Annotated in this window: 15 protein-coding genes; 9 read left to right on the top strand and 6 right to left on the bottom strand. The window is 70.0% G+C overall.

All coding sequences use genetic code 11. The features are described 5' to 3' along the window. Positions 1-269: 269 nt before the first annotated feature. From ACGTNG_RS09140 to ACGTNG_RS09130, 3 genes are read left to right on the top strand one after another with little or no spacing between them, the layout of a single operon-like run. Positions 270-1,043: a GntR family transcriptional regulator gene (locus ACGTNG_RS09140; RefSeq protein WP_394576705.1), complete on the top strand. Its 774-nt coding sequence runs from the start codon at positions 270-272 to the stop codon at positions 1,041-1,043. A 10-nt stretch (positions 1,044-1,053) separates the two neighbouring features. Beyond that, positions 1,054-2,967 carry a sensor histidine kinase gene (locus tag ACGTNG_RS09135; protein WP_394576704.1) on the top strand — a complete coding sequence of 638 codons (1,914 nt, stop codon included), beginning with the start codon at positions 1,054-1,056 and terminating at the stop codon, positions 2,965-2,967. Then, a complete protein-coding gene (locus ACGTNG_RS09130; RefSeq protein ID WP_394576703.1) occupies positions 2,960-4,342 on the top strand; it encodes a sigma-54-dependent transcriptional regulator in 1,383 nt (460 codons plus the stop codon). The genes ACGTNG_RS09135 and ACGTNG_RS09130 overlap by 8 nt, the downstream gene beginning before the upstream one ends. On the opposite strand, the gene ACGTNG_RS09125 is transcribed toward ACGTNG_RS09130, so the two are convergent. The 3 genes from ACGTNG_RS09125 to ACGTNG_RS09115 form a co-directional block, all read right to left on the bottom strand. Further along, positions 4,318-4,989 (bottom strand): metal-dependent hydrolase, encoded by a 672-nt coding sequence (locus ACGTNG_RS09125; RefSeq protein WP_394576702.1) that lies wholly within the window; start codon positions 4,987-4,989, stop codon positions 4,318-4,320. The genes ACGTNG_RS09130 and ACGTNG_RS09125 overlap by 25 nt on opposite strands. Positions 4,990-5,069: 80 nt before the next feature. Further along, the gene (locus ACGTNG_RS09120; RefSeq protein ID WP_394576701.1) at positions 5,070-5,618 is read right to left on the bottom strand and encodes a gamma carbonic anhydrase family protein; all 549 of its coding nucleotides are present in this window, start codon (positions 5,616-5,618) and stop codon (positions 5,070-5,072) included. Positions 5,619-5,661: 43 nt separating this feature from the next. Continuing rightward, complete coding sequence (locus tag ACGTNG_RS09115; RefSeq protein WP_394576700.1) at positions 5,662-7,002, bottom strand: sodium-dependent transporter; 1,341 nt, start codon at positions 7,000-7,002, stop codon at positions 5,662-5,664. 106 nt (positions 7,003-7,108) lie between these two features. Here ACGTNG_RS09115 and prlC point away from each other — a divergent pair, with 106 nt between their 5' ends. From prlC to ACGTNG_RS09090, 5 genes are all read left to right on the top strand, one after another. Continuing rightward, positions 7,109-9,157, top strand: a complete 2,049-nt coding sequence (prlC, locus tag ACGTNG_RS09110) for an oligopeptidase A (RefSeq protein ID WP_394576699.1) — start codon at positions 7,109-7,111, stop codon at positions 9,155-9,157. Positions 9,158-9,407: 250 nt separating this feature from the next. Continuing rightward, positions 9,408-9,653 (top strand): YheV family putative zinc ribbon protein, encoded by a 246-nt coding sequence (locus ACGTNG_RS09105; protein WP_394576698.1) that lies wholly within the window; start codon positions 9,408-9,410, stop codon positions 9,651-9,653. A gap of 7 nt (positions 9,654-9,660) precedes the next feature. Beyond that, on the top strand, positions 9,661-11,379 hold the full coding sequence (locus tag ACGTNG_RS09100) for a Na/Pi cotransporter family protein (protein ID WP_394576697.1): 1,719 nt from the start codon (positions 9,661-9,663) through the stop codon (positions 11,377-11,379). Positions 11,380-11,685: 306 nt separating this feature from the next. Next, entirely contained in the window at positions 11,686-12,687 is a 1,002-nt protein-coding gene (locus ACGTNG_RS09095; protein WP_394576696.1) for a TAXI family TRAP transporter solute-binding subunit, read from the top strand. A 91-nt stretch (positions 12,688-12,778) separates the two neighbouring features. Next, positions 12,779-14,965, top strand: a complete 2,187-nt coding sequence (locus tag ACGTNG_RS09090) for a TRAP transporter permease (protein ID WP_394576695.1) — start codon at positions 12,779-12,781, stop codon at positions 14,963-14,965. A gap of 121 nt (positions 14,966-15,086) precedes the next feature. Here the strand turns inward: ACGTNG_RS09090 and metF are convergent, their stop codons facing one another. Continuing rightward, the gene (gene metF, locus ACGTNG_RS09085; RefSeq protein WP_394576694.1) at positions 15,087-15,935 is read right to left on the bottom strand and encodes a methylenetetrahydrofolate reductase [NAD(P)H]; all 849 of its coding nucleotides are present in this window, start codon (positions 15,933-15,935) and stop codon (positions 15,087-15,089) included. Between the two features lie 141 nt (positions 15,936-16,076). Here metF and ACGTNG_RS09080 point away from each other — a divergent pair, with 141 nt between their 5' ends. Continuing rightward, positions 16,077-17,012, top strand: coding sequence for an AEC family transporter (locus ACGTNG_RS09080; RefSeq protein ID WP_394576693.1), 936 nt, complete (start codon positions 16,077-16,079; stop codon positions 17,010-17,012). Between the two features lie 191 nt (positions 17,013-17,203). Here the strand turns inward: ACGTNG_RS09080 and ahcY are convergent, their stop codons facing one another. Further along, entirely contained in the window at positions 17,204-18,613 is a 1,410-nt protein-coding gene (ahcY, locus tag ACGTNG_RS09075; RefSeq protein ID WP_394576692.1) for an adenosylhomocysteinase, read from the bottom strand. A 71-nt stretch (positions 18,614-18,684) separates the two neighbouring features. Then, entirely contained in the window at positions 18,685-20,382 is a 1,698-nt protein-coding gene (ligB, locus tag ACGTNG_RS09070; protein ID WP_394576691.1) for an NAD-dependent DNA ligase LigB, read from the bottom strand. Positions 20,383-20,420: the final 38 nt, after the last annotated feature.

The raw sequence follows: 20,420 nt of genomic DNA, 5'->3' as shown, positions 1-20,420 counted from the left end.
TGGTAAATTGGTAAAACCAATTGACTCGAAGGTACTGGCGCACAGTATGAGGCTCCGATCACAGTGTCAAACCTGACACCCCCACTGGACAGCTCAAGCCCCCTATACTTTGGTATACCCCTTTCAACGCGCGATCTAAGCCTTTGACGAAGCGCAAGAAATCTCACGCCGTCGAGATGCTTGCCGGCGACGTTGATCGCCACGTTTGGTAATACCAATTCGTCCCCTTTACCATGCCGTTTCTCGCCACGTTTCATGGAGCGCCCACCATGGCCTACCAACCCGTCCAGCAGCCGCGCCTCGCCGACGTCATCACCGAGCGTCTGGAGGCCCTGATCCTCGAGGGCAGCCTGCGGCCCGGCCAGCGCCTGCCGCCGGAGCGCGAGCTGGCCGAGCGCTTCGGCGTCTCGCGGCCCTCGCTGCGCGAGGCCATCCAGAAGCTCTCGGCCCGGGGGCTCTTGACCAGCCGACAGGGCGGCGGCACCTTCATCAGCGAGGAGCTCAACAGCGGCTACAGCGATCCGCTGCTGGAGATGCTCGCCCGTCACGGCGAGTTCCACCTCGACCTGCTGGAGTTCCGCGACGCCATGGAGGGCATCTCCGCCTACTACGCCGCGCTGCGCTCCACGCCCACCGACAAGGCGCTGTTGATCTCGCGCTTCGAGGAGCTCGAGGCCTGCTTCAAGGGCCACGACCCGGTGCTCGAGGCGCGCGCCGACGCGGCCTTCCACATGGCCATCGCCGAATCGGCCCACAATGTCCTGCTGCTGCACACCATCCGCGGGATCTTCCACCTGCTGGAGAAGAGCATCGTCGACAACCTGGCCCACCTGTTCGAGAAGGCCGAGTCGCGCCCGCGGCTGATGGAGCAGCACCGCGCCCTGCTCGACGCCATCCTCGAGGGGCGCGCCGAGGACGCCCGGGCCCGGGCCCACGAGCACCTGGTGTTCGTCGAGGAGAGCCTGCTCGAGGTCGAGCGCGCCGAGACCCGGGCCCAGCGCGCCCTGCGCCGCTCCCAGGTCATGCCCGCCGACTCCCACTGAGGCCCCGGTCATGCCGACATCGCCTCGCGGCCGCGGCGTCCGCCGCCTGCTCTGGGTGCTGGCCCCGCTGGGGCTGGTGCTCGCCATGTGGCAGGCCGCCCAGCTGGCCCGCGACCAGGCCCTAGAGCAGCTGCGCCAGGACGCCGAGAACGAGCTGCGCCTCTCCGCCGAGGGCCTGGTCGGTCACCTGTCGCGCCACGACTACCTGCCTGAGCTGCTCGCCTCCCGCGAGATGGTCAGGCGCTTCCTGGCCGCCCCCGACACCCAGGACGCGATGCCGCTCAACCGCCTGCTGGACCGCTTCCGCGCCACGGCCGGGGTCTCCGACATCTACCTGATCGACCGCCACGGCGACACCCTGGCGGCCAGCAACTGGCATCGCCCCAAGACCTTCATCGGCCAGAACTACGCCTTTCGCCGCTATTTCCAGGAGGCGATCGCCGGCCGTCCCGGGCGCTTCTATGGCCTCGGCGTGCAGTCCCGCGAGCGCGGCTACTACTTCTCGGCCCCGGTGTGGCTGGACGAGACCGATCCCGACGCCACCGCCGATGGCGTCATGGTGGTGAAGGTGCTGCTCGACACCGTGGAGGCGGGCTGGGCCGAGCAGGACGCCGAGCTGCTGGTCATCGACGGCGACGACATCATCTTCATGGCCAGCCGCCCGGAGCTGCGCATGAAGGCCCTGCGGCCGCTCTCCGGCGAGGAGCGCCAGGCGCTGCTGGCGACCCGCCGCTACGCCGACGAGCCCCTCGACGCCTCCGGCATCGCCTTCCTGGGCCCCCTCGAGGAGCACGGCCAGCGAATCGGCTTCCAGCACGGGCCGCTGGCCGATGCCGAGTACCTCGGGCTGTCGCGCGCCATGCCGGACTTCGGCTGGCGGATGCAGATCCTCACCTCGCTGGCGCCGGTGACCCAGGCCCAGTGGCTGGCCGCGCTGCTGGCCGGCGGCCTCTATGGCGTGGTGGTGCTGGCCGGCGGCATCGGCTGGCAGCGCCTGCGACTGCGCCGCGAACGCGAGCAGTTCGCCGAGCGCGAGCGCCTCACCCTGGCCCAAGCCCGGGACGAGCTGGAGCGCAACGTCCAGCGCCGCACCCGCGACCTGGTCGAGACCAATGAGCGGCTCTCCGGGGAGATCGAGGAGCGCCGGCTGGCCGAGGAGCGCCTTCGCCAGACCCGCGACGAGCTCATCCAGGCCGCCAAGCTGGCCGTGCTCGGCCAGCTCGCCGCGGGCATCAACCACGAGCTCAACCAGCCCCTGGCGGCGATCCGCGCCTATGCCGAGAACGCCAGCGCCTTCCTCGAGCGCGGCCGCACCGAGGCGACCAGCGGCAACCTGGCGCAGATCATCGAGCTCACCGAGCGCATGGCCGAGATCAGCGCCCAGCTGCGCCAGTTCTCGCGCAAGAGCGGCGACCGGCCCACCGCCGTGTCGGTCCCGGCCTGCTTCGACTACGCCCTGCGCCTCTTCCAGTCTCGGCTGCGCGAGAGTGGCGTCGCGGTCGAGCGCGACTGGCCCGAGGCCGAGGCCTGGGTGCGCGCCGACCTGGTGCGCCTGGAGCAGGTACTGGTCAACCTGATCGGCAACGCCCTGCAGGCCATGAGCCAGACGCCCGAGCCGCGCCTGGACCTGGTCATCGAGCCAGACGAGGAGACGGTGCGCATCCGGGTGGTCGACAACGGCCCCGGCATCGCGGATGAGCACCTCGGGCGAATCTTCGAGCCCTTCTTCACCACCAAGTCGCCGGGCAGCGGCCTGGGGCTGGGTCTCTCGATCTCGGCGCGTATCATCGACGACCTGGACGGCGAGCTGACGGCGGACCGAGCCCCCGGCGGTGGCGCCCGCTTCACCATTACCCTGCCCCGCGCTGCCGGCCCCGACGGCACCGGCGAGCCGCGGACCAAGGAGCACGATACCCATGCATGACCCGGCGACCCTCCCGGTGATGATCATCGACGACGAGGCGCACCTGCGCATCACCGCCGGCCAGACCCTCGAGCTGGCCGGCTACGCCCCCCAGGCCTTCGACAGTGCCGAGGCCGCCCTGGCGGCCCTCACCCCGGACTTCCACGGGGTGGTGGTCAGCGACATCCGCATGCCCGGCATGGACGGCATGGCGCTGCTGCGCGAGGTGAGAAGCCGCGACCCCGACCTGCCGGTGATCCTGATCACCGGCCACGGCGATATCTCCACCGCCGTGGAGGCGATGCGCGAGGGCGCCTGGGACTTCCTCGAGAAGCCCTTCCCCGGCGAACGGCTGGTGGAGATGGTGCGCCGCGGCGTCGACAAGCGCCGCCTGAGCCTGGAGAACCGCGCCCTCAAGGCCGAGCTCGAGGCCCAGCAGTCGGCGCCGGGGCCGCGCCTGGTGGGCCGCACCCCGGCCATCCAGCGTCTCGCCTCGATGGTCCAGCGCATCAGCCAGGTCGAGACCGACGTGCTACTGTTCGGCGAGACCGGGGCCGGCAAGGACCTGGTGGCGCGGGCCATCCACGAGCGCAGCCAGCGCGGCGGCCGCCCCTTCGTGGCCATCAACTGCGGCGCCGTGCCCGAGAGCATCATCGAGTCGGAGCTGTTCGGCCATGAGAAGGGCGCCTTCACCGGGGCCGTGGAGCGGCGCATCGGCAAGTTCGAGCACGCCGAGGGTGGCACGGTGTTCCTCGACGAGATCGAGTCGATGCCGCTGGCCCTGCAGGTCAAGCTGCTGCGCGTGCTGCAGGAGCGCTCCGTCGAGCGCCTCGGCGCCAACGTGCCGGTGCCGCTGGACCTGCGGGTGATCGCCGCCACCAAGGTCGATCTCAAGGCCGCGGCCGAGGCGGGCCGCTTCCGCGAGGACCTCTACTACCGGCTCGAGGTGGTCACCCTGCCGATCCCGCCGCTGCGCGAACGCCGCGAGGACATCCCGCTGCTGTTCCAGCATTTCGCGGTAGTGGCCGCCAACCGCAGCGGGCTGGAGGCGCCGCCGCTGGATGCCGGCGGCGTCTCGGCGCTGCTCGCCCACGACTGGCCGGGCAACGTGCGTGAGCTCAGGAACCTCGCCGAGCGCTACGTGCTGCTCGGCGCCACCTGCGACTATCGCCTCGACGCCCTGCTGCGAGGCGTGGACAACGCGAGCGGCGACCTGGCCCTGCCCCGGCAGGTGGAGCTGTTCGAGAAGAGCCTGATCGACCAGGCGCTGGCCCGCCATCGCGGCCGGGTCAGTGAGGCCTGCGAGCAGCTCGGCCTGCCGCGCAAGACCCTCTACGACAAGCTCCGCAAGTACGACCTCAAGGCCGAGGACTATCGCCAGAGCGAGGCGCTCTGACGCAGCAGCTCGCGCAGCGGCCCCCAGGGCGGCAGCCAGGGGGCGAGGCTCACCGCCACTATCAGCATCGCCAGGGAGTTGCCCGGCTCGCGCCAGTCGAAGGGCTTGAAGGCGGTGCCGAAGGAGCGCTTCAGGCGCGCGCCGGTGAGATCGACGCTGTAGAGCTCGTCGAGCAGCAGGTGGATGATGAAACCGAGCGCCACGGCGGCGCCCTGGGCCCAGGCCAGGTGGTCGGGCTGGTCGAACAGCCGGTGGCTCAGCGCGGTGGTGGAGAGCCCGCACAGCCCGGCCGCCAGCAGCGAGTGCCAGAGGCCGCGATGCACGGTGAAGCGGGCGAACAGCGCCCCGGCCAGGAAGCGCACGGCGAGGTAGATCGCCCCGCAGGCCATCAGCAGGGTGCCGACGGGCAGCCGGGCCTGCAGCAGCAGGGCGCTGACCACCACCGCGGGCACGGCCAGCAGGTGGAAGATCAGGCGGATCGCCTTGGAGCGGTCGGCGTCGATGTCGGGCAGGATGCCGCCGAGGGTCACCAGCGCCAGCAGCGGCAGGCTCTCCATGGCGCCCCACAGGCCCGCCTGCCAGCCGCCGTGGGCCAGCAGGGCGCCGCCGGCGGCGGCCACGCCGAGGTGGGTGCGAAAGTTGGCCATGCCGGGGCGCGCGCCTCGATTACTGGATAAATGACCAGATTATCGCGCGCCCCGACAATGGAAAACAATGGGTTAGAGAATCATTCCGCGGCGGCCAGGTACTCATCCTTCAACTTTACATAGTTGCCGGCGGTGTAGGGGAAGAAGGCGCGCTCCTTCTCCTTGATCGGCCGCAAGGCCTTGGCCGGGTTGCCGGCGTAGACGTGGCCGCTTTCCAGGTGCTTGCCGGGGGTCACCACGGCCCCGGCGGCGATGATCACCTCGTCCTCGACCACGGCGCCATCCATGACGATGGCCCCCATGCCGACCAGGATACGACTGCCCAGGGTGGCCCCGTGCAGGATCGCCTTGTGGCCGATGGTCACGTCATCGCCGATGGTCAGCGGGAAGCCGTCGGGATTGAAGTCGCTGGCGTGGGTGATATGCAGCACGCTGCCGTCCTGGACGCTGACCCGCGCGCCGATGCGGATGCGGTGCATGTCGCCGCGGATCACCGTCATCGGCCACACCGAGCAGTCGTCGCCCAGCACCACGTCGCCCAGCACCATGCAGGCCGGGTCGATGTAGACCCGCTCGCCCAGCTGCGGCTCATGGCCCTGCCAGGGCCGCAGGCACTTTGCCTCGCTCATCATTCACCTCTTGTTGTCGGGGCCTGTTGTCAGGTCAGGCTGGTCAGATCAGTCCCGCTCCCAATACTACCAGCGTCAGCGGGATCGACACCCAGCGCAGCAGCGCGCGCCAGAAGCGGAAGCCGTTGGGACCGGCATCCAGCGCCCGCAGGGCCTCCTGCTCGGGCATCACCCAGGCGGCGAACACCGCGATCAGCAGTCCGCCCAGCGGCAGGAAGATCTCCGGCGGGATGGTGCTGACCAGCTCGAAGGGGTTCATGCCGAACAGCACCCGGGTCTCGGCCAGGCTCGAGAAGGAGAGCACCGAGAGCATGCCCAGCCCCCAGACCGCGACTCCCACCGCGGCCGAGGCCTGGCCGCGCTTGAGCCCCCAGCCCTGCAGGGTGGCGACCATCGGCTCGGCGAGGTTGATCGAGGAGGTCCAGGTGGCCAGCAGCAGCAGCAGGAAGAACAGCGACAGCCACAGCGGGCCGCCGGGCAGCTCGGCGAAGGCCACCGGCAGCGTCACGAACATCAGCCCCGGCCCCTCGCCCGGGTCCATGCCCTGGGCGAACACCACCGAGAAGATGGCGATGCCGGCGAGCAGGGCCACCGCCACGTCGAGCACCGCCACCGCCGCGGCGGCGCGCGGCAGGCTCTGGTGGTCGGGCATGTAGGCGCCGTAGGCCATCAACGCGCAGGCGCCCACCGCCAGGGTGAAGAAGGCATGGCCCATGGCCTGCAGCATCACCAGGGGGGTGACCGCCGAGAGATCGGGCAGGAACAGCCAGGCGAGCGCCGGGCCGAAGCCCTCGGTGGTGGCGGCATAGCCCGCCAGCACCAGCAGCAGCACGTAGAGCATCGGCATCAGCAGGTTGTTGAGCTTCTCGAGCCCCTTGGTCACCCCGGCGGCGACCACCAGCATGGTCATCACCAGGAACAGGGTGTGGTTGAAGGTCAGCCGCCCGGGGTCGGCGAGGAAGGCATCGAAGGAGGCGCCGATCTCGGCCGCGCTGCGCCCGACGAAGTCGCCGTTGATGGCGGCCACCAGGAATTCGATGGACCAGCCCGACACGACCGAGTAGAAGGAGAGGATGCAGAAGACCGTGAAGGCGCCGAACAGCCCCAGCCAGCGCCAGTGACGCGAGGCACCGGCCTGGGCGGCCAGGTGGCCGATCGACTGCATGGGACTGCGCCGCCCGGCCCGGCCGACCAGGATCTCGGCCATCATCATCGGCAGCCCCAGCAGCAGCACGAAGGCCACGTAGAGCAGCAGGAAGACGGCGCCGCCGTTCTCTCCGGTGATGTAGGGGAAGCGCCAGATGTTGCCCAGCCCCACCGCCGCTCCGGTCACCGCCAGGATAAAGGCGCGCCGCGTGCCCCAGCGTTCCAGCGTCTCGTTCATCGGTCCCACCCTGCGAGCCTGAAAAGGGCGCAAGCCTAGCATATTGAAAGCCGACGCGACCGCCCGCATCTAGGACACATCCTTACATTCCCGATTCGAGGTGCGCATGCCCCGCAACCCCTTGCTCGACTCCCACGACCTGCCTCCCTTCGACGCGATCCGGCCCGAGCACGTGGTACCGGCCGTGGAGGAGCTGCTGGCCGAGAATCGCGCCGCCATCGAAGCGCTCGTGGCAGATGCCGAACAGACGCCCCCGACCTGGGAGAGCCTGGCCGCCCCGCTGGAGGCCCTCAACGACCGCCTGGCCCGCGCCTGGTCGCCGGTCTCGCACCTCAACGGCACCATGAACAGCCCCGAGCTGCGCGAGGCCTACCAGGCCTGCCTGGGCAAGCTCTCCGACTACAGCACCTGGATCGGCCAGCACGAGGGGCTCTTCCGCGCCTGGCAGGCCCTGAAGGACGGCCCGGCCTGGGCCGCGCTCGACGAGGGCCAGCGCCGCACCGTGGAGAACGCGCTGCGCGACTTCCGCCTGGCCGGCGTCGACCTCCCCGCCGAACAGAAGCAGCGCTACGGCGAGATCAAGGCGCGCCTCTCCGAGCTCTCCAACACCTTCTCCAACCAGCTGCTGGACGCCACCCAGGCCTGGCACCGGGACCTCGCCGATGACAGCCGCCTGGCCGGGCTGCCCGAGAGCGCCCTGGCGACCCTCAAGGCCAACGCCGAGGCCAAGGGGCTCGCCGGCTATCGCATCACCCTGGACTTCCCGAGCTTCTTCCCGGTGATGACCTATGCCGAGGATCGCGCGCTGCGCCGCGAGGTCTACACCGCCTTCGTCACCCGCGCATCAAACCAGGGCCCCAACGCCGGCGAATACGACAACGCCCCGGTGATGGAGGAAATCCTCGCCCTGCGTCACGAGCTCGCCGAGCTGCTGGGCTTCGCCGACTACGCCGACTACTCGCTCTCCACCAAGATGGCCGAGTCCCCCGAGCAGGTGATCACCTTCCTCGAGGACCTGGCCGCGCGCGCCGTGCCCCAGGCCCGCGAGGAGTACGCCGAGCTCGCCGCCTTCGCCCGCGACGAGCTGGGCATGGACGCGCTCGAGCCATGGGACGTGGGCTTCGCCAGCGAGAAACTGCGCGAGGCGCGCTACGCCATCTCCGACGAGCAGCTGCGTCCCTACTTCCCGGCGCCCCAGGTGGTCGACGGCCTGTTCCGGGTGGTCGAGCGGCTCTACGCGGTCAGCTTCGTGGAGGACGAGACAGCACCCCGCTATCACCCCGACGTGCGCTACTTCCAGATCCTCGAGCAGGGCACGCCCATCGCCGGCTTCTACCTCGACCTCTACGCCCGCGAGGGCAAGCGCGGCGGCGCCTGGATGGACGAGTGCCGGGTGCGGCGCCTGGAGGCCGGCGAGGTCCAGCTGCCGGTGGCCTACCTGACCTGCAACTTCACCCGACCGGTGGGCGACGCCCCGGCGCTGCTGACCCACGACGAGGTCACCACCCTCTTCCACGAGTTCGGCCACGGCCTGCACCACATGCTGACGCGCCAGACCGTCGCCGACATCTCCGGCATCAACGGGGTGGCCTGGGACGCCGTGGAGCTGCCCAGCCAGTTCATGGAGAACTTCTGCTGGGAGCGCGAGGGCCTGGACCTGATCGCCGCCCATGTCGACACCGGCGAGCCGCTGCCCGAGGCGCTGTTCGAGAAGCTGATCGCGGCCAAGAACTTCCAGTCCGCCATGGGCATGGTGCGCCAGCTGGAGTTCTCGCTGTTCGACTTCCGCCTGCACCGTGAGCATGCCGCCCCCTCGGCCGCCGAAATCCAGGCGCTGCTCGACGCGGTGCGCGACGCCGTCTCGGTGGTGCCGCGGGCCGACTTCAACCGCTTCCAGAACGGCTTCGGGCACATCTTCGCCGGCGGCTATGCGGCGGGCTACTACAGCTACAAGTGGGCCGAGGTGCTCTCGGCGGATGCCTGGAGCGCCTTCGAGGAGGCCGGCATCTTCGACCCCGAGACCGGGCGGCGTTTCCGCACCGAGATCCTCGAGCGCGGCGGCTCCCGCGACGCCGCCGAGCTGTTCCGCGCCTTCCGCGGCCGCGAGCCCAGCGTCGAGCCGCTGCTGCGCCACAGCGGCATCAGGGCTGCCTGAGAAAGCCGCTTGGGCCCACCGCCATGAACCAGTGCGCCGGGGTATCTTCCCGGCGCCCCGCGTCGAGGTAGAATGACGGCATCGCCGCGTCGTCCTGCCCCGACGCCTCAACACGCCCTACCGCATCTTTCAGGAGGCCTCATGGCCACCCCGAAACGCTGTATCGCCGGCGCCATCTGCCCGCGCTGCGCCGAGGTAGACGGGTATCGCACCCGCGCCGCCTGAACGCCCCCATCAATCGGAGCCCCTCATGACCGCCCAGAAACGCTTTATCGCCGGCGCCATCTGCCCACGCTGCGCCGAGATGGATCGCATCCGCGCCTGGGAGCAGAACGGCGTGCGCTACCGCGACTGCGTCAGCTGCGATTTCTTCGAACAGCAGCCCATCGAGGACGAGGCGCTCCCCGAGCTCGAGACCCGGGTCAACCGCGAGCGCGAGGAGCAGCAGACCTCCGACCTGCAGACCGTCAAGATCCTCGACCCCAAGGGACGCTGAGCCGCCCATGGTGCTGGGAGCGAGCGCGGCCCTCACCGCCCGGCGCCCCACGCTGGAACTGCTGGGGCTCGCCACCGCGGCGGCCCTGCTGGTCGCGCGACTGGATATCGCCACCCTGGCCGCCGGACTGGGGCTCTTCCTGTGGGGCATGACCCATTTGGAGGACGCCATCAAGCGGCTCTCGGGCGGCACCCTGGACCGTTGGCTGCATGCCGCCACCCGGCGCACCTCGCGGGCCATCGGCGTCGGCGCCCTGGCCACCGCCCTGGTACAGTCCAGCTCGCTGGTCACCCTGCTGGCGATGTCCTTCGTCGGCGCGGGCCTGGTGGCGCTGCCGGCCGGCATCGCCCTGCTGTTCGGCGCCAACCTCGGCACCACCACCGGCGCCTGGCTGATCGCCGGCTTCGGCCTCAAGGCGAGCCTCGCCCAGTACGCCATGCCGCTGCTGGCCCTGGGGCTGCTGGGCTCGCGGCTGTTGCAGGGCAGTCGTGCTGGCCTCGCCGGCCTGCTGCTCGGCGTGGGCCTGCTGCTGCTCGGCATCGACTTCATGAAGCTCGGCTTCGAGACCTGGCAGGACGGCCTGTCGCTCGACGGCCTGGCCGGCGAGCGCCTCTGGCACTGGCCGCTGCTGGTGCTGTTCGGCGTCACGGCCACCGTGGTCATGCAGTCCAGCCACGCCACCCTGCTGATCACCCTCACCGCCCTGGCCTCCGGCCAGCTGCCCTACCTGCCGGCGCTGGCCATCGCCATCGGCGCCAACATCGGCACCACCGTGACCGCGGTGATCGGCGCCTTCGGCGCCAGCACCGCCGGCCGCCGCCTGGCCGGGGCCCATGTGATCTTCAACCTGGTCACCGCGGCCGTGGCCCTGGCGCTGCTGCTGCCGATGGCCGGGCTGGTGGATCGGATCGCCCAGCTGATCGGGCTCGCTCCCGACGCCTGGCCGCTTAAGCTGGCGCTCTTTCATACGCTCTTCAACGGGCTGGGCATCGCGCTGATGCTGCCCTTCATCCCGCGGCTCGCGGCCTACCTGGAGCGCCTCTTCCCCGAACCGGCGCGACTGGCCCCGTCCCAGGCGCGCTACCTGGACACCACGGCCCTGCAGCACGCCGACACGGCGCTGTCGGCCATCGAGCAGGAGTGCCGACGCCTGGAGCGGCGCACCTACCACCTGCTCGCCTCGGCGCTGCTGGTGCCGAGCAGCGAGGTGATCGGCCATCCGCCCAGCCGCGCCGTAATCGCCGCGCCCATCGATCCCGAGGCCTGGCCGCCGGTGAACACGCGCTACCACGAGCGCATCAAGCCGCTGATGGCGGAGATCCTCGACTTCTACTCGCGCATCGACATGCCCCTCACCGACGACCAGCAGGCGCACCTCGAGGCCCTCTATGCCCGTACGCTGCGCCTGGTCGAGGCGGTGCGCTTCGGCGAGGTGCTGCAGCGCAGCCTGCTGCGCCATGCCGCGGCCGCAAGCCCCCTGCGCGAGGCCCACGACGACCTGCGCCTGGCCGTCGCCGAGGGCCTCAACCGGCTGGCCAACGACCCCACCGCCGCCGATATCGGCGCGCCCCTCGAGGAGGTGCGCCGCCACTGGCAGCACGAGATGGCGGAACGGCTGCGCCACCAGCGCCTGGATCCCTGGCTTGCCTCCTCGCTGATGAACGACCTCCACCAGGCCAGCCGCCTGACCGCGGCACTGGCCTCCCCCCCCGCCGCCGAGGCCTGACGCCCACCGCACCCCCCTCCCCCGTGCGGATATCCGCACACCCCGACCCAGGCTGCGTGCGGAACCCCGGCCCCGACACGCCTGCCTCGCTTCGACCAAGGTCGAGCAGCATCTTCGTAAAAAGCTGAATTTAAAGAAAAAAATACGTAAGGGCATGGCGCTTGCTGCTGTAGGGGCGTTGATGCCAGTACGGCCTGGATCACGGCAGGTCACCCGACCGGCGACCATACTGGGGCCGATGGCATGCAGCACCGGGACCGAGCGCCCGGGCACTCAACAAGAGCAACGCATAACAGGAGATACGCCATGCGCAACGCAACCTCAAGGATCCTCGTCGGTACACTGGCCGGCACGCTGGCCGGCACCCTGCTGGTCGCCGCCTCGGCCTCGGCCTCGGCCCAGGACCGCAGCGACTGGCCGGAGAGCTTCACCGTGGGCACCGCCAGTCAGGGCGGCACCTACTTCGTCTACGGCTCCGGCTGGGCCAACCTGATCGCCGACGAGCTCGGCATCTCCGGCGGCGGCGAGGTCACCGGCGGCCCGACCCAGAACATGGCGCTGGTGCACGGCGGCGACGTCGCCCTGGGCCTGACCACCATGGGACCGGCGGCCGAGGCGCTGGCCGGCGAGAGCCCGCTCGCCCCCGGCATGTCCATGGACAACGTCTGTGCGCTCTTCCCGATGTACGAGACGCCCTTCTCGATCACCGCCCTGGCCGACAGCGGCATCACCTCGATCGAGGAGATCCCGGACGGCGCGCGCATCGGCTTCGGCCCGGCGGCCTCGACGTCCGACACCTACTTCCCCGCCATCCTGGAGGACCTGGGGGTGGAGTTCGATCGCCGCAACGGCGGCTGGTCCGACCTCGGCGGCCAGCTGCAGGACGGCCTGATCGACGTCATCGCCTTCGCCGCCGGCATCCCGATCCCCGCCGTCAGCCAGCTCGAGGTGCAGACCGACGTGAACATCATCGAGTTCACCGAGGAGGAGCAGCAGAAGGTGCTCGAGGACTTCCCGGTCTCCGCGTTCCAGATCCCGGCCAGCACCTACCAGACCCTCGAGGAGGATGCCCGCGCCGTCTCCATGTGGAACTTCACCATCGCCAACTGCGACCTGCCGGAGGACTTCGTCTACGAGGTCACCAAGCTGAGCCTGGAGAACAACGACCGCATGCGCGACATCCACCGCAGCGCCGCGACCAGCATCCCGGAGAACATCAAGTACAACAAGGTACTGCCGTTCCACCCGGGTGCCGTGCGCTGGTACGAGGAGAACGGATACGAGATCCCGGACGATCTGAAGCTCTGATCCGTTGACCCGACCGCCCCCCGCCACGGCCAGTGGGCCCGGCGGGGGGCCGTTTCCGTGCCCCTCCGACAACCCCTCTAGGGTGCTTTCCATGTCCCATACCCCCGAATCCCGTGACGACGCGCCGCATGACGACGTCGTCGAGACGGTCAACGCCGAGGGCGTCGACGACGCCGCCGTGGAGTCCAACCGGCGACTCTATACCGGCTGGCAGTGGCTGCTCTTCGGTGCCTTGGCCATCGTCTACTCCAGCTTTCACCTGATCTCGTTGAACGTCTATCCGCTGGAGACCTGGTCGTTTCGCATCGTGCACATCGCCGGCGCGCTGATCCTCGGCTACGGCCTCTACGCCGGCACGCGCTTCGCCGACGAGGAGCATCGTCGCTCCCCCGTCTGGCTCGCCTGGGTGAGCTATGCGCTGCTGATCCCGGCCGTCTATGCCCTGGTGCGGGTGGTGATGATGTACCAGGCGATGAGCGGCGGTGCCATGCGCATCGACCCGGCGATCGAGACCTGGCACTTCGGCTACCCGCTAATCCTGGCCACCGTGGCCGGCATCCTGCTCTCCTGGAGCTATCGCCAGTACCGCCACCGCCTGTCCCCGGCCGATCTGGTGCTGATGGTCTGCTCCCTGGGCGTGGCCGGCTACCTGCTGGTGATGTTCAACAGCCCCCTGCGCGCCGCCACCGGCACCTCCTTCGCGCCCATGGGCATCTCCTACGCCGCCATCGCGGGCTCGCTGCTGATCCTCGAGCTGACCCGCCGCGTCGCCGGCCTGGCGCTGGTGGTGATCTCCGCGATCTTCCTGGTCTACGTCTTCGCCGGCCCCTGGCTGCCGGGCTTCCTCGGCTACCCCGGGCTCTCGGTGGGCCGCTTCTTCAGCCAGGTCTACACCGACGCCGGCATCCTCGGGCCGACCACCGCGGTCTCCTCGACCTACATCATCCTGTTCATCATCTTCGCCGCCTTCCTGCAGGCCTCGAAGGTCGGTGACTACTTCGTCAACTTCGCCTTCGCCGCCGCCGGGCGGGCCCGTGGCGGCCCCGCCAAGGTGTCGATCTTCGCCTCGGGGCTGATGGGCATGATCAACGGCACCAGCGCCGGCAACGTGGTCTCCACCGGCTCGCTGACCATCCCGCTGATGAAGAAGGTCGGCTACCCGGCCAGAAGCGCCGGCGCCATCGAGGCCGCCGCCTCCACCGGCGGGCAGATCATGCCGCCGATCATGGGCGCCGGCGCCTTCATCATGGCCGAGATCACCGGCATCCCCTACACCGAGATCGCCGTGGCGGCGCTGATCCCCGCCATCCTCTACTTCCTGTCGATCTACTGCATGGTCGACTTCGAGGCGGCCCGCAAGGGCATGCGCGGGATGCGCAAGGAGGAGATCCCGCTGTTCTCCAAGCTGATCAAGCAGGTCTACCTGTTCGCGCCGATCATCATCCTGATCGCCGCGCTGTTCATGGGCTACTCGGTGATCCGTGCCGGCACCCTGGCTACCGCCTCGGCCGCCGTAGTGAGCTGGTTCTCGCCCCACAAGATGGGCATCCCGGCGATCCTCAGGGCGCTGCAGCTGGCCGGCACCATGGCCATCCAGATCATCGCCGTGTGCGCCTGCGCCGGCCTGATCGTCGGCGTGATCTCGCTGACCGGGGTCGGTGCGCGCTTCTCCTCGCTGCTGCTGGGCCTCGCCGGCGTCAGCCAGCTGCTGGCGCTGGTCTTCGCGATGCTGATCTCGATCCTGCTGGGCATGGGCATGCCGACCACGGCCGCCTATGCGGTGGCCGCCTCGGTGGTCGCCCCGGGCCTGATCAACATCGGCATCCAGCCGCTGGTGGCGCACTTCTTCGTGTTCTACTTCGCGGTGGTCTCGGCGATCACCCCGCCGGTGGCACTGGCCTCCTACGCGGCGGCGGGCATCTCCGGCGACAACGCCATGGGCACCTCGGTGGCCTCGTTCAAGATCGGCCTGGCGGCCTTCATCGTGCCCTTCATGTTCTTCTACAGCCCGGCGATGCTGATGGAGGGCTCCTGGATGCAGATCCTGCGCGTGGGCGTGACCGCCACACTCGGCATCGTGATGCTGGCCGCCACCGTCCAGGCCTGGTTCTTCGGGCCGGTCAAGGCCTGGCAGCGGCTGGTGATGCTGATCGGCGCCGTCTGCATGATCTATGGCGGCATCTACTCCGACGTCGCTGGGCTGGCCATCGGCGCGCTGATGTTCTTCCTGCAGCGCGGCCGCCACGGCGGGGGCGACAAGGCCGTCGCCACCGGCTGAACACTGAGACGCAGAGCCTGGAACGCAACGGGCCCCGCCACTGGCGGGGCCCGTTGCGTTCCAGGCGGAGGACATATCGGTCGGCCGGCGTTCCGTCGGACGGCGTTCCGTCGGGCTGCGTTCAGCCAGTAATGTTATCGAGGATGCGCAGGCAGGGGGTCGCCTGGTTGAGGGTATAGAAGTGCAGGCCCGGCGCGCCGCCGTCGAGCAGCCGCTGGCAGAGCCGCGAGTTCACTTCCTCACCGAAGGCGGCGATCGCCTCGCTGTCGTCGCCGTAGGCCTCGAGCTGCTTGCGGATCCAGCGCGGGATCTCGGCGCCGCAGGCATCCGAGAAGCGCGCCAGCTTGGTATAGTTGGTGATCGGCATGATGCCCGGCACGATGGGCGCCTCGACGCCCAGGGCACGCGCCCGCTCGACGAAGTGGAAGTAGGCGTCGGCGGTGAAGAAGTACTGGGTGATGGCGAGGTTGGCGCCGGCCTTCATCTTGCGGGCGAAGTTCTCCAAGTCGCGCTCGAAGGTGGGGGCCTGGGGATGGGACTCGGGGTAGGCGGCCACGGCGATCTCGAAGTGATCGCCGGTCTCCTCGCGGATGAACTCGACCAGCTCGTTGGCATAGCGCAGCTGGCCGACGCCGCTCCCGCCCATGCCGGAGGGCAGGTCGCCACGCAGCGCCACCAGGCTGTCGATGCCGTCCTCCCGGTAGCGGGCCAGCAGCTCGCGCAGCTCACCCTTGTCGCTGCCGATGCAGGAGAGGTGCGGCGCGGTGGTGAAGCCCGACTCGCGCACCATGTGCACGGTGTTCAGGGTGCGCGCCTGGGTGGAGCCCCCGGCGCCGTAGGTGACCGAGAAGAAGCGCGGCGCGCGGGCGGCCAGGGCATCGCGGACGCCGACCAGCTTCTCGCGCCCGGCGTCGGTGTTGGGCGGAAAGAACTCGAAGCTGATCCCCAGCGGGTGTTCCTGCGTGCTCATCGGCTGACCTCATGAAAGCGGTGCATATTGCGGCTATTCTGCCCCCTGGCTTATCCGCCGACTAATGAAAGATACGCGACGCATCATCAATCCTTTTCATACAGAGACGCGCAAGCGCCCCCCCATGAGCCAAGGAAGGACATGACCCCGATCGACCCCGGCACCCTGATGGGCCCGCTCTGGACCCTGCTCGCCTATATCGGCCTGGGCTGGCTCGCCGCCCGCCGCCTGGCGGTGGACCCGCGCCCCGTCGCCACCCTGCTGATCTACCTGATCGCCCCGCTGACCTTCTTCCGCGGCCTGGTGCAGGGCGGCCCCACCCCCGACTACCTGCTGCTGACCGCGGCGCTGTTCGCGGTGGCGAGCCTGATCGCCGTGATCGTCCACCGGCTGGCGAGACACGGCTTCGCCCCCCAGGAGAGCGCCCTGCTGGCCTTCTCCTCCGGCACCGGCAACACCGGTTACTTCGGCCTGCCGGTGGCGCTGGTGCTGCTGCCGCCCCAGGGGGTGACGCTCTATCTCTTCGGCGTGCTGGGGGTGACCCTCTACGAGTTCACGGTGGGCTTCTACCTGAGCGCCCGGGGGCAGTTCTCGGTGCGCCAGAGCCTGGCCAAGATCGTCCGGCTGCCGCTGATCTACGCCTTCCTCGCCGCGCTGCTGGTGAGCGGGGCACAGATCACCCTGCCCGGCGCGGTGATGGAGGGCCTGGCGGCCTTTCCCGCGACCTACACCCTTCTTGGCATGATGATCATCGGCATGACGCTCGGTCGGGTCACCATTCGTGAGCTCGACTGGCGCTTCATCGGCGCCTGCCTGGCGATCCGCTATGCCTTCTGGCCGCTGCTGGCGCTCGCCGGGGTGCTGGGGCTCCAGGCGCTCGTCCCGCTCTCGGGCGAGCTGGCCCTGGCGCTGCTGCTGATCGGCGTGGTGCCCATGGCCGCCAACGTGGTGGTGGTGGCCATGGAGCTCGGCATCGCCCCGGAGAAGGGCGCCGTGGCGGTGCTGATCACGACCCTCGCCGCCCCGCTTGTGATCCCGCTCTACCTGACGCTGATGATGCGCGTCGCCGGGGTCTAACGAATGCAACTTGGCAATGCACAACGAGAGGCGCCGGAGGCAGGCCGAAGAGGGGGTCCTATGCCAGGGATGGCATCGGTAGCGCCCAGGGAAGGGTACACAGCGCCCCCTCGCCGGTCCGGCGCTCCGGGGCCTGTCGCCGGATCAGCCTCGAGTAATGTCCCATGCGTTAAACAAGGCTGTATCAGAAATCAGTATCGGTAGGCGTCGGGCTTGTAGGGGCCGTCGACGGGGACGCCGGTGTAGTCGGCCTGTTCCTCGGTGAGGCGGGTGACCATGCCGCCGAAGCCCTCGACCATGTAGCGCGCCACCTCCTCGTCGAGGTGGCGAGGCAGCACCGAGACACCCAGGGCATCGCGGCGATCCCCCTCGGGAAGCTCGGCGAAGCGCCCGTCGTAGAGATGGATCTGCGCCAGCACCTGATTGGCGAAGGAGCCGTCCATCACCCGTGAGGGGTGGCCGGTGGCGTTGCCCAGGTTCACCAGGCGCCCCTCGGCGAGCAGGATCAGGTAGTCGCGGCTGTCGGGATCGAAGTTCCCCGGCTTGCTGTCGCGATAGATCTGGTGCACCTGGGGCTTCACCTCCTCCCAGTGCCAGTGGCGGCGCATGTAGGCGGTATCGATCTCGCTGTCGAAGTGGCCGATGTTGCAGACCACCGCGCCTCGCTTGAGGGCCTGGAGCATGGCCGCGTCGCAGGCGTGGATATTGCCGGTGGCGGTCACCACCAGGTCGATGCGCGAGAGCAGCTCGCCATCGATGCTCGCCTCGCCCCGGTTGATCCCCTCCCGGTAGGGCGAGACCACCTCGAAGCCGTCCATGCAGGCCTGCATGGCGCAGATCGGGTCGATCTCGACGATACGCACGATCATGCCTTCCTGGCGCAGCGAGGCCGCCGAGCCCTTGCCCACGTCGCCGTAGCCCACCACCAGCGCCTGCTTGCCGGCCAGCAGGTGGTCGGTGGCGCGCTTGATGGCGTCGTTGAGGGAGTGGCGACAGCCGTACTTGTTGTCGTTCTTGGACTTGGTGACGGCATCGTTGACGTTGATCGCCGGCACCCTGAGCAGGCCGTCGCGCAGCATCTCCTGCAGGCGATGCACGCCGGTGGTGGTCTCCTCGGAGATGCCGTGGACGGCGTCCAGCAGCTCCGGGCGCTTCTCGTGGAGCAGCGCCGTCAGGTCGCCGCCGTCGTCGAGCACCAGGTTGGGCGTCCAGCCGTCGGGGCCCTCCACGGTCTGCTCGATGCACCACCAGAATTCCTCCTCGGTCTCGCCCTTCCAGGCGAACACCGGGATGCCGGCGGCGGCGATGGCGGCGGCGGCATGATCCTGGGTAGAGAAGATGTTGCACGAGGACCAGCGCACCGTGGCGCCCAGGTCGACCAGGGTCTCGATCAGCACCGCGGTCTGGATGGTCATGTGGATGCAGCCGGCGATGCGCGCGCCGGCCAGCGGCTGCCGGTCGCGGTACTGCTCGCGCAGGGTCATCAGGGCCGGCATCTCGGTCTCGGCGATGCGGATCTCGCGGCGCCCCCAGTCGGCAAGCGAAAGATCGGCGACCTTGCAGTCGGTGGCCAGCGGAGCGGATACGGCGGCTTGGTTCATGCGTCACCTCTTTCCCGGGGAAAAGCGTGACCTTCACTATAGGCAGTGGGCGCAATCCCGGACAAGCCGCCCTAGAAACCATCGATGCCGGCAGCGCCCAGCCGCCGCGCCAGCGCCCGCACCTCGCGGTGGGCGAAGAAGTCGACCAGTGCCGCGGCGCGGTCTGGGCCCACGCCAGGCAGCGCTCGCCAGTCGCGACGGCCCCGCTCGGCAAGCGTCGCCCAGTCCTCCGGCAGGGCGGCTTCGACGCCGGGCGGCGCCCCCAGCGCCTGGAGCCAGCGGGGAAACGGCGCCGCATTCGTGTCCGCGAAGGCGGCCACCAGGGCCGCGGCCCGCGCCTCGCCGATGCCGTGGGCGCGGCGCAGGGCCGGCGCCTCCAGGGCCTGCCAGTCGAGCAGGCCGGTGACGAGCCCCGCCTCGACCAAAGCGGCCCAGGTGCCGGGCCCGACGCCCGGCACGTCGAGCCCCTCGGGACCGCCGAGCCAGGCCAGGCGCTCGAGGAACTGCGCCTCGCAGCCCGGCGTGAGCCGCAGGCAGCTCAGCGCATGGAAGTCCGCCGCGGCGGGCGGGACGAGGCTCGGGCGCTTGGTGGCGCGCCACACCACGCCCTCGAGCCGGGGGATGGTCAGGCCGGCCAGGGCGATGGCCACCCGATCCCCGGGGCGGATGTCGAGCGCCTCCCAGCGCTCCAGCGAGCCGACGCTGACCCGGCGGATCGTGCGCGCCTCCAGGACGACGGGGTGCAGGTGCAGCAGCGGGGTGATGCGCCCGGTGCGCCCGATGCGAAACTCCACGCCGCGCACCTCGGCCAGGGCCTCCCGGGGCGGGTGCTTCCAGGCCGCGGCCCACTCCGGCGGCTCGGCTCGCCACTCTTCGCCCGCCGGGCGGCCGCCCTGGCGCAGCACCACTCCGTCGGTGGCGAAGGGCAGCGCCCCGCGATACCAGCGCTCGCGCCAGCGCTTCACCTCCTCAAGCGTCGCGACCCGGTGCGTCAGCGCGGCGCTGTCGGCAAACCCCAGGCGTGTGAGCCCCGCGAGGCGCCCCTCCATGGCGGGCGGCCCATCCGGCCAGTCCCAGACGAAGAGCCCGATGCGCGCCGCGGCCTGAGTGGACAGCGCCTCCCGGGCCAGCAGCCCGACCACCTCGCTGCGCGCCCCGACGCCGCCCGCCTCGGCCTGGACATGGCCCTCGAGGCGCCGATAGAGCTCGCCCTGCAGCAGCGCATCGGCCGCATCCGGCAGCCGCGCGGGCACGGCGGCCATGTGCCGTGCCGCCGCCGTCCAGTCCTGGCCCTGATGCCCATCGCCGCGGCTGATCGCCTGGACCAGCCGGCCGTCGCGGTAGACCAAGGTCACCGCCACGCCGTCCACCTTGGGCTGCACCCAGACCTCGTCGCGACGCGACAGCCAGCGGTCCACCGCGGCCGCGTCCTCGAGCTTGGCGAGCCCGGTCTGGGGGATCGGATGGCGGACCTCGCCGACGGGATGGCTCGGCACCGCGGCCTCGGGTATCCGGCCGGGAAGGCAGCGCCGCCACGCCTCGTACTGACGGCGGGCCTGATCGTAGAGGGCATCGCTGACCGGAGACTCGCCGCGGCGGTAGTAGGCGTCGTCCCACTCGGCCAGCCGCTGGGCCAGGGCATTGAGCTCGGCCTCGGCGGGTGCCTCGGCCATGGCAGGGCAAGTCGCCGCTCGAACCGGCAGGCTCGACAACAGCAGGCAGAACAGCAGGAGGAGGGCCGGCAGACCGGCCGATGCTCGAAGGGCCATGGCGGCTCCTGCGCAGGGACTGCCTTGACCATAGCACC

Source organism: Halomonas sp. B23F22_3 (assembly GCF_043496965.1).
GTDB lineage: Bacteria > Pseudomonadota > Gammaproteobacteria > Pseudomonadales > Halomonadaceae > Halomonas.
The sequence above is the reverse complement of the archived record's forward strand: the minus strand, read 5'-3'. Positions and strand labels throughout refer to the sequence as shown.

What these genes read in the sequence shown, in the direction of transcription:
- ACGTNG_RS09140 (WP_394576705.1), top strand. Translation starts at nt 270, where the DNA reads ATGGCCTACCAACCCGTCCAGCAGCCGCGCCTCGCCGACGTCATCACC.
- ACGTNG_RS09135 (WP_394576704.1), top strand. Translation starts at nt 1,054, where the DNA reads ATGCCGACATCGCCTCGCGGCCGCGGCGTCCGCCGCCTGCTCTGGGTG.
- ACGTNG_RS09130 (WP_394576703.1), top strand. Translation starts at nt 2,960, where the DNA reads ATGCATGACCCGGCGACCCTCCCGGTGATGATCATCGACGACGAGGCG.
- ACGTNG_RS09125 (WP_394576702.1), bottom strand. Translation starts at nt 4,989, where the DNA reads ATGGCCAACTTTCGCACCCACCTCGGCGTGGCCGCCGCCGGCGGCGCC.
- ACGTNG_RS09120 (WP_394576701.1), bottom strand. Translation starts at nt 5,618, where the DNA reads ATGAGCGAGGCAAAGTGCCTGCGGCCCTGGCAGGGCCATGAGCCGCAG.
- ACGTNG_RS09115 (WP_394576700.1), bottom strand. Translation starts at nt 7,002, where the DNA reads ATGAACGAGACGCTGGAACGCTGGGGCACGCGGCGCGCCTTTATCCTG.
- prlC (WP_394576699.1), top strand. Translation starts at nt 7,109, where the DNA reads ATGCCCCGCAACCCCTTGCTCGACTCCCACGACCTGCCTCCCTTCGAC.
- ACGTNG_RS09105 (WP_394576698.1), top strand. Translation starts at nt 9,408, where the DNA reads ATGACCGCCCAGAAACGCTTTATCGCCGGCGCCATCTGCCCACGCTGC.
- ACGTNG_RS09100 (WP_394576697.1), top strand. Translation starts at nt 9,661, where the DNA reads ATGGTGCTGGGAGCGAGCGCGGCCCTCACCGCCCGGCGCCCCACGCTG.
- ACGTNG_RS09095 (WP_394576696.1), top strand. Translation starts at nt 11,686, where the DNA reads ATGCGCAACGCAACCTCAAGGATCCTCGTCGGTACACTGGCCGGCACG.
- ACGTNG_RS09090 (WP_394576695.1), top strand. Translation starts at nt 12,779, where the DNA reads ATGTCCCATACCCCCGAATCCCGTGACGACGCGCCGCATGACGACGTC.
- metF (WP_394576694.1), bottom strand. Translation starts at nt 15,935, where the DNA reads ATGAGCACGCAGGAACACCCGCTGGGGATCAGCTTCGAGTTCTTTCCG.
- ACGTNG_RS09080 (WP_394576693.1), top strand. Translation starts at nt 16,077, where the DNA reads ATGACCCCGATCGACCCCGGCACCCTGATGGGCCCGCTCTGGACCCTG.
- ahcY (WP_394576692.1), bottom strand. Translation starts at nt 18,613, where the DNA reads ATGAACCAAGCCGCCGTATCCGCTCCGCTGGCCACCGACTGCAAGGTC.
- ligB (WP_394576691.1), bottom strand. Translation starts at nt 20,382, where the DNA reads ATGGCCCTTCGAGCATCGGCCGGTCTGCCGGCCCTCCTCCTGCTGTTC.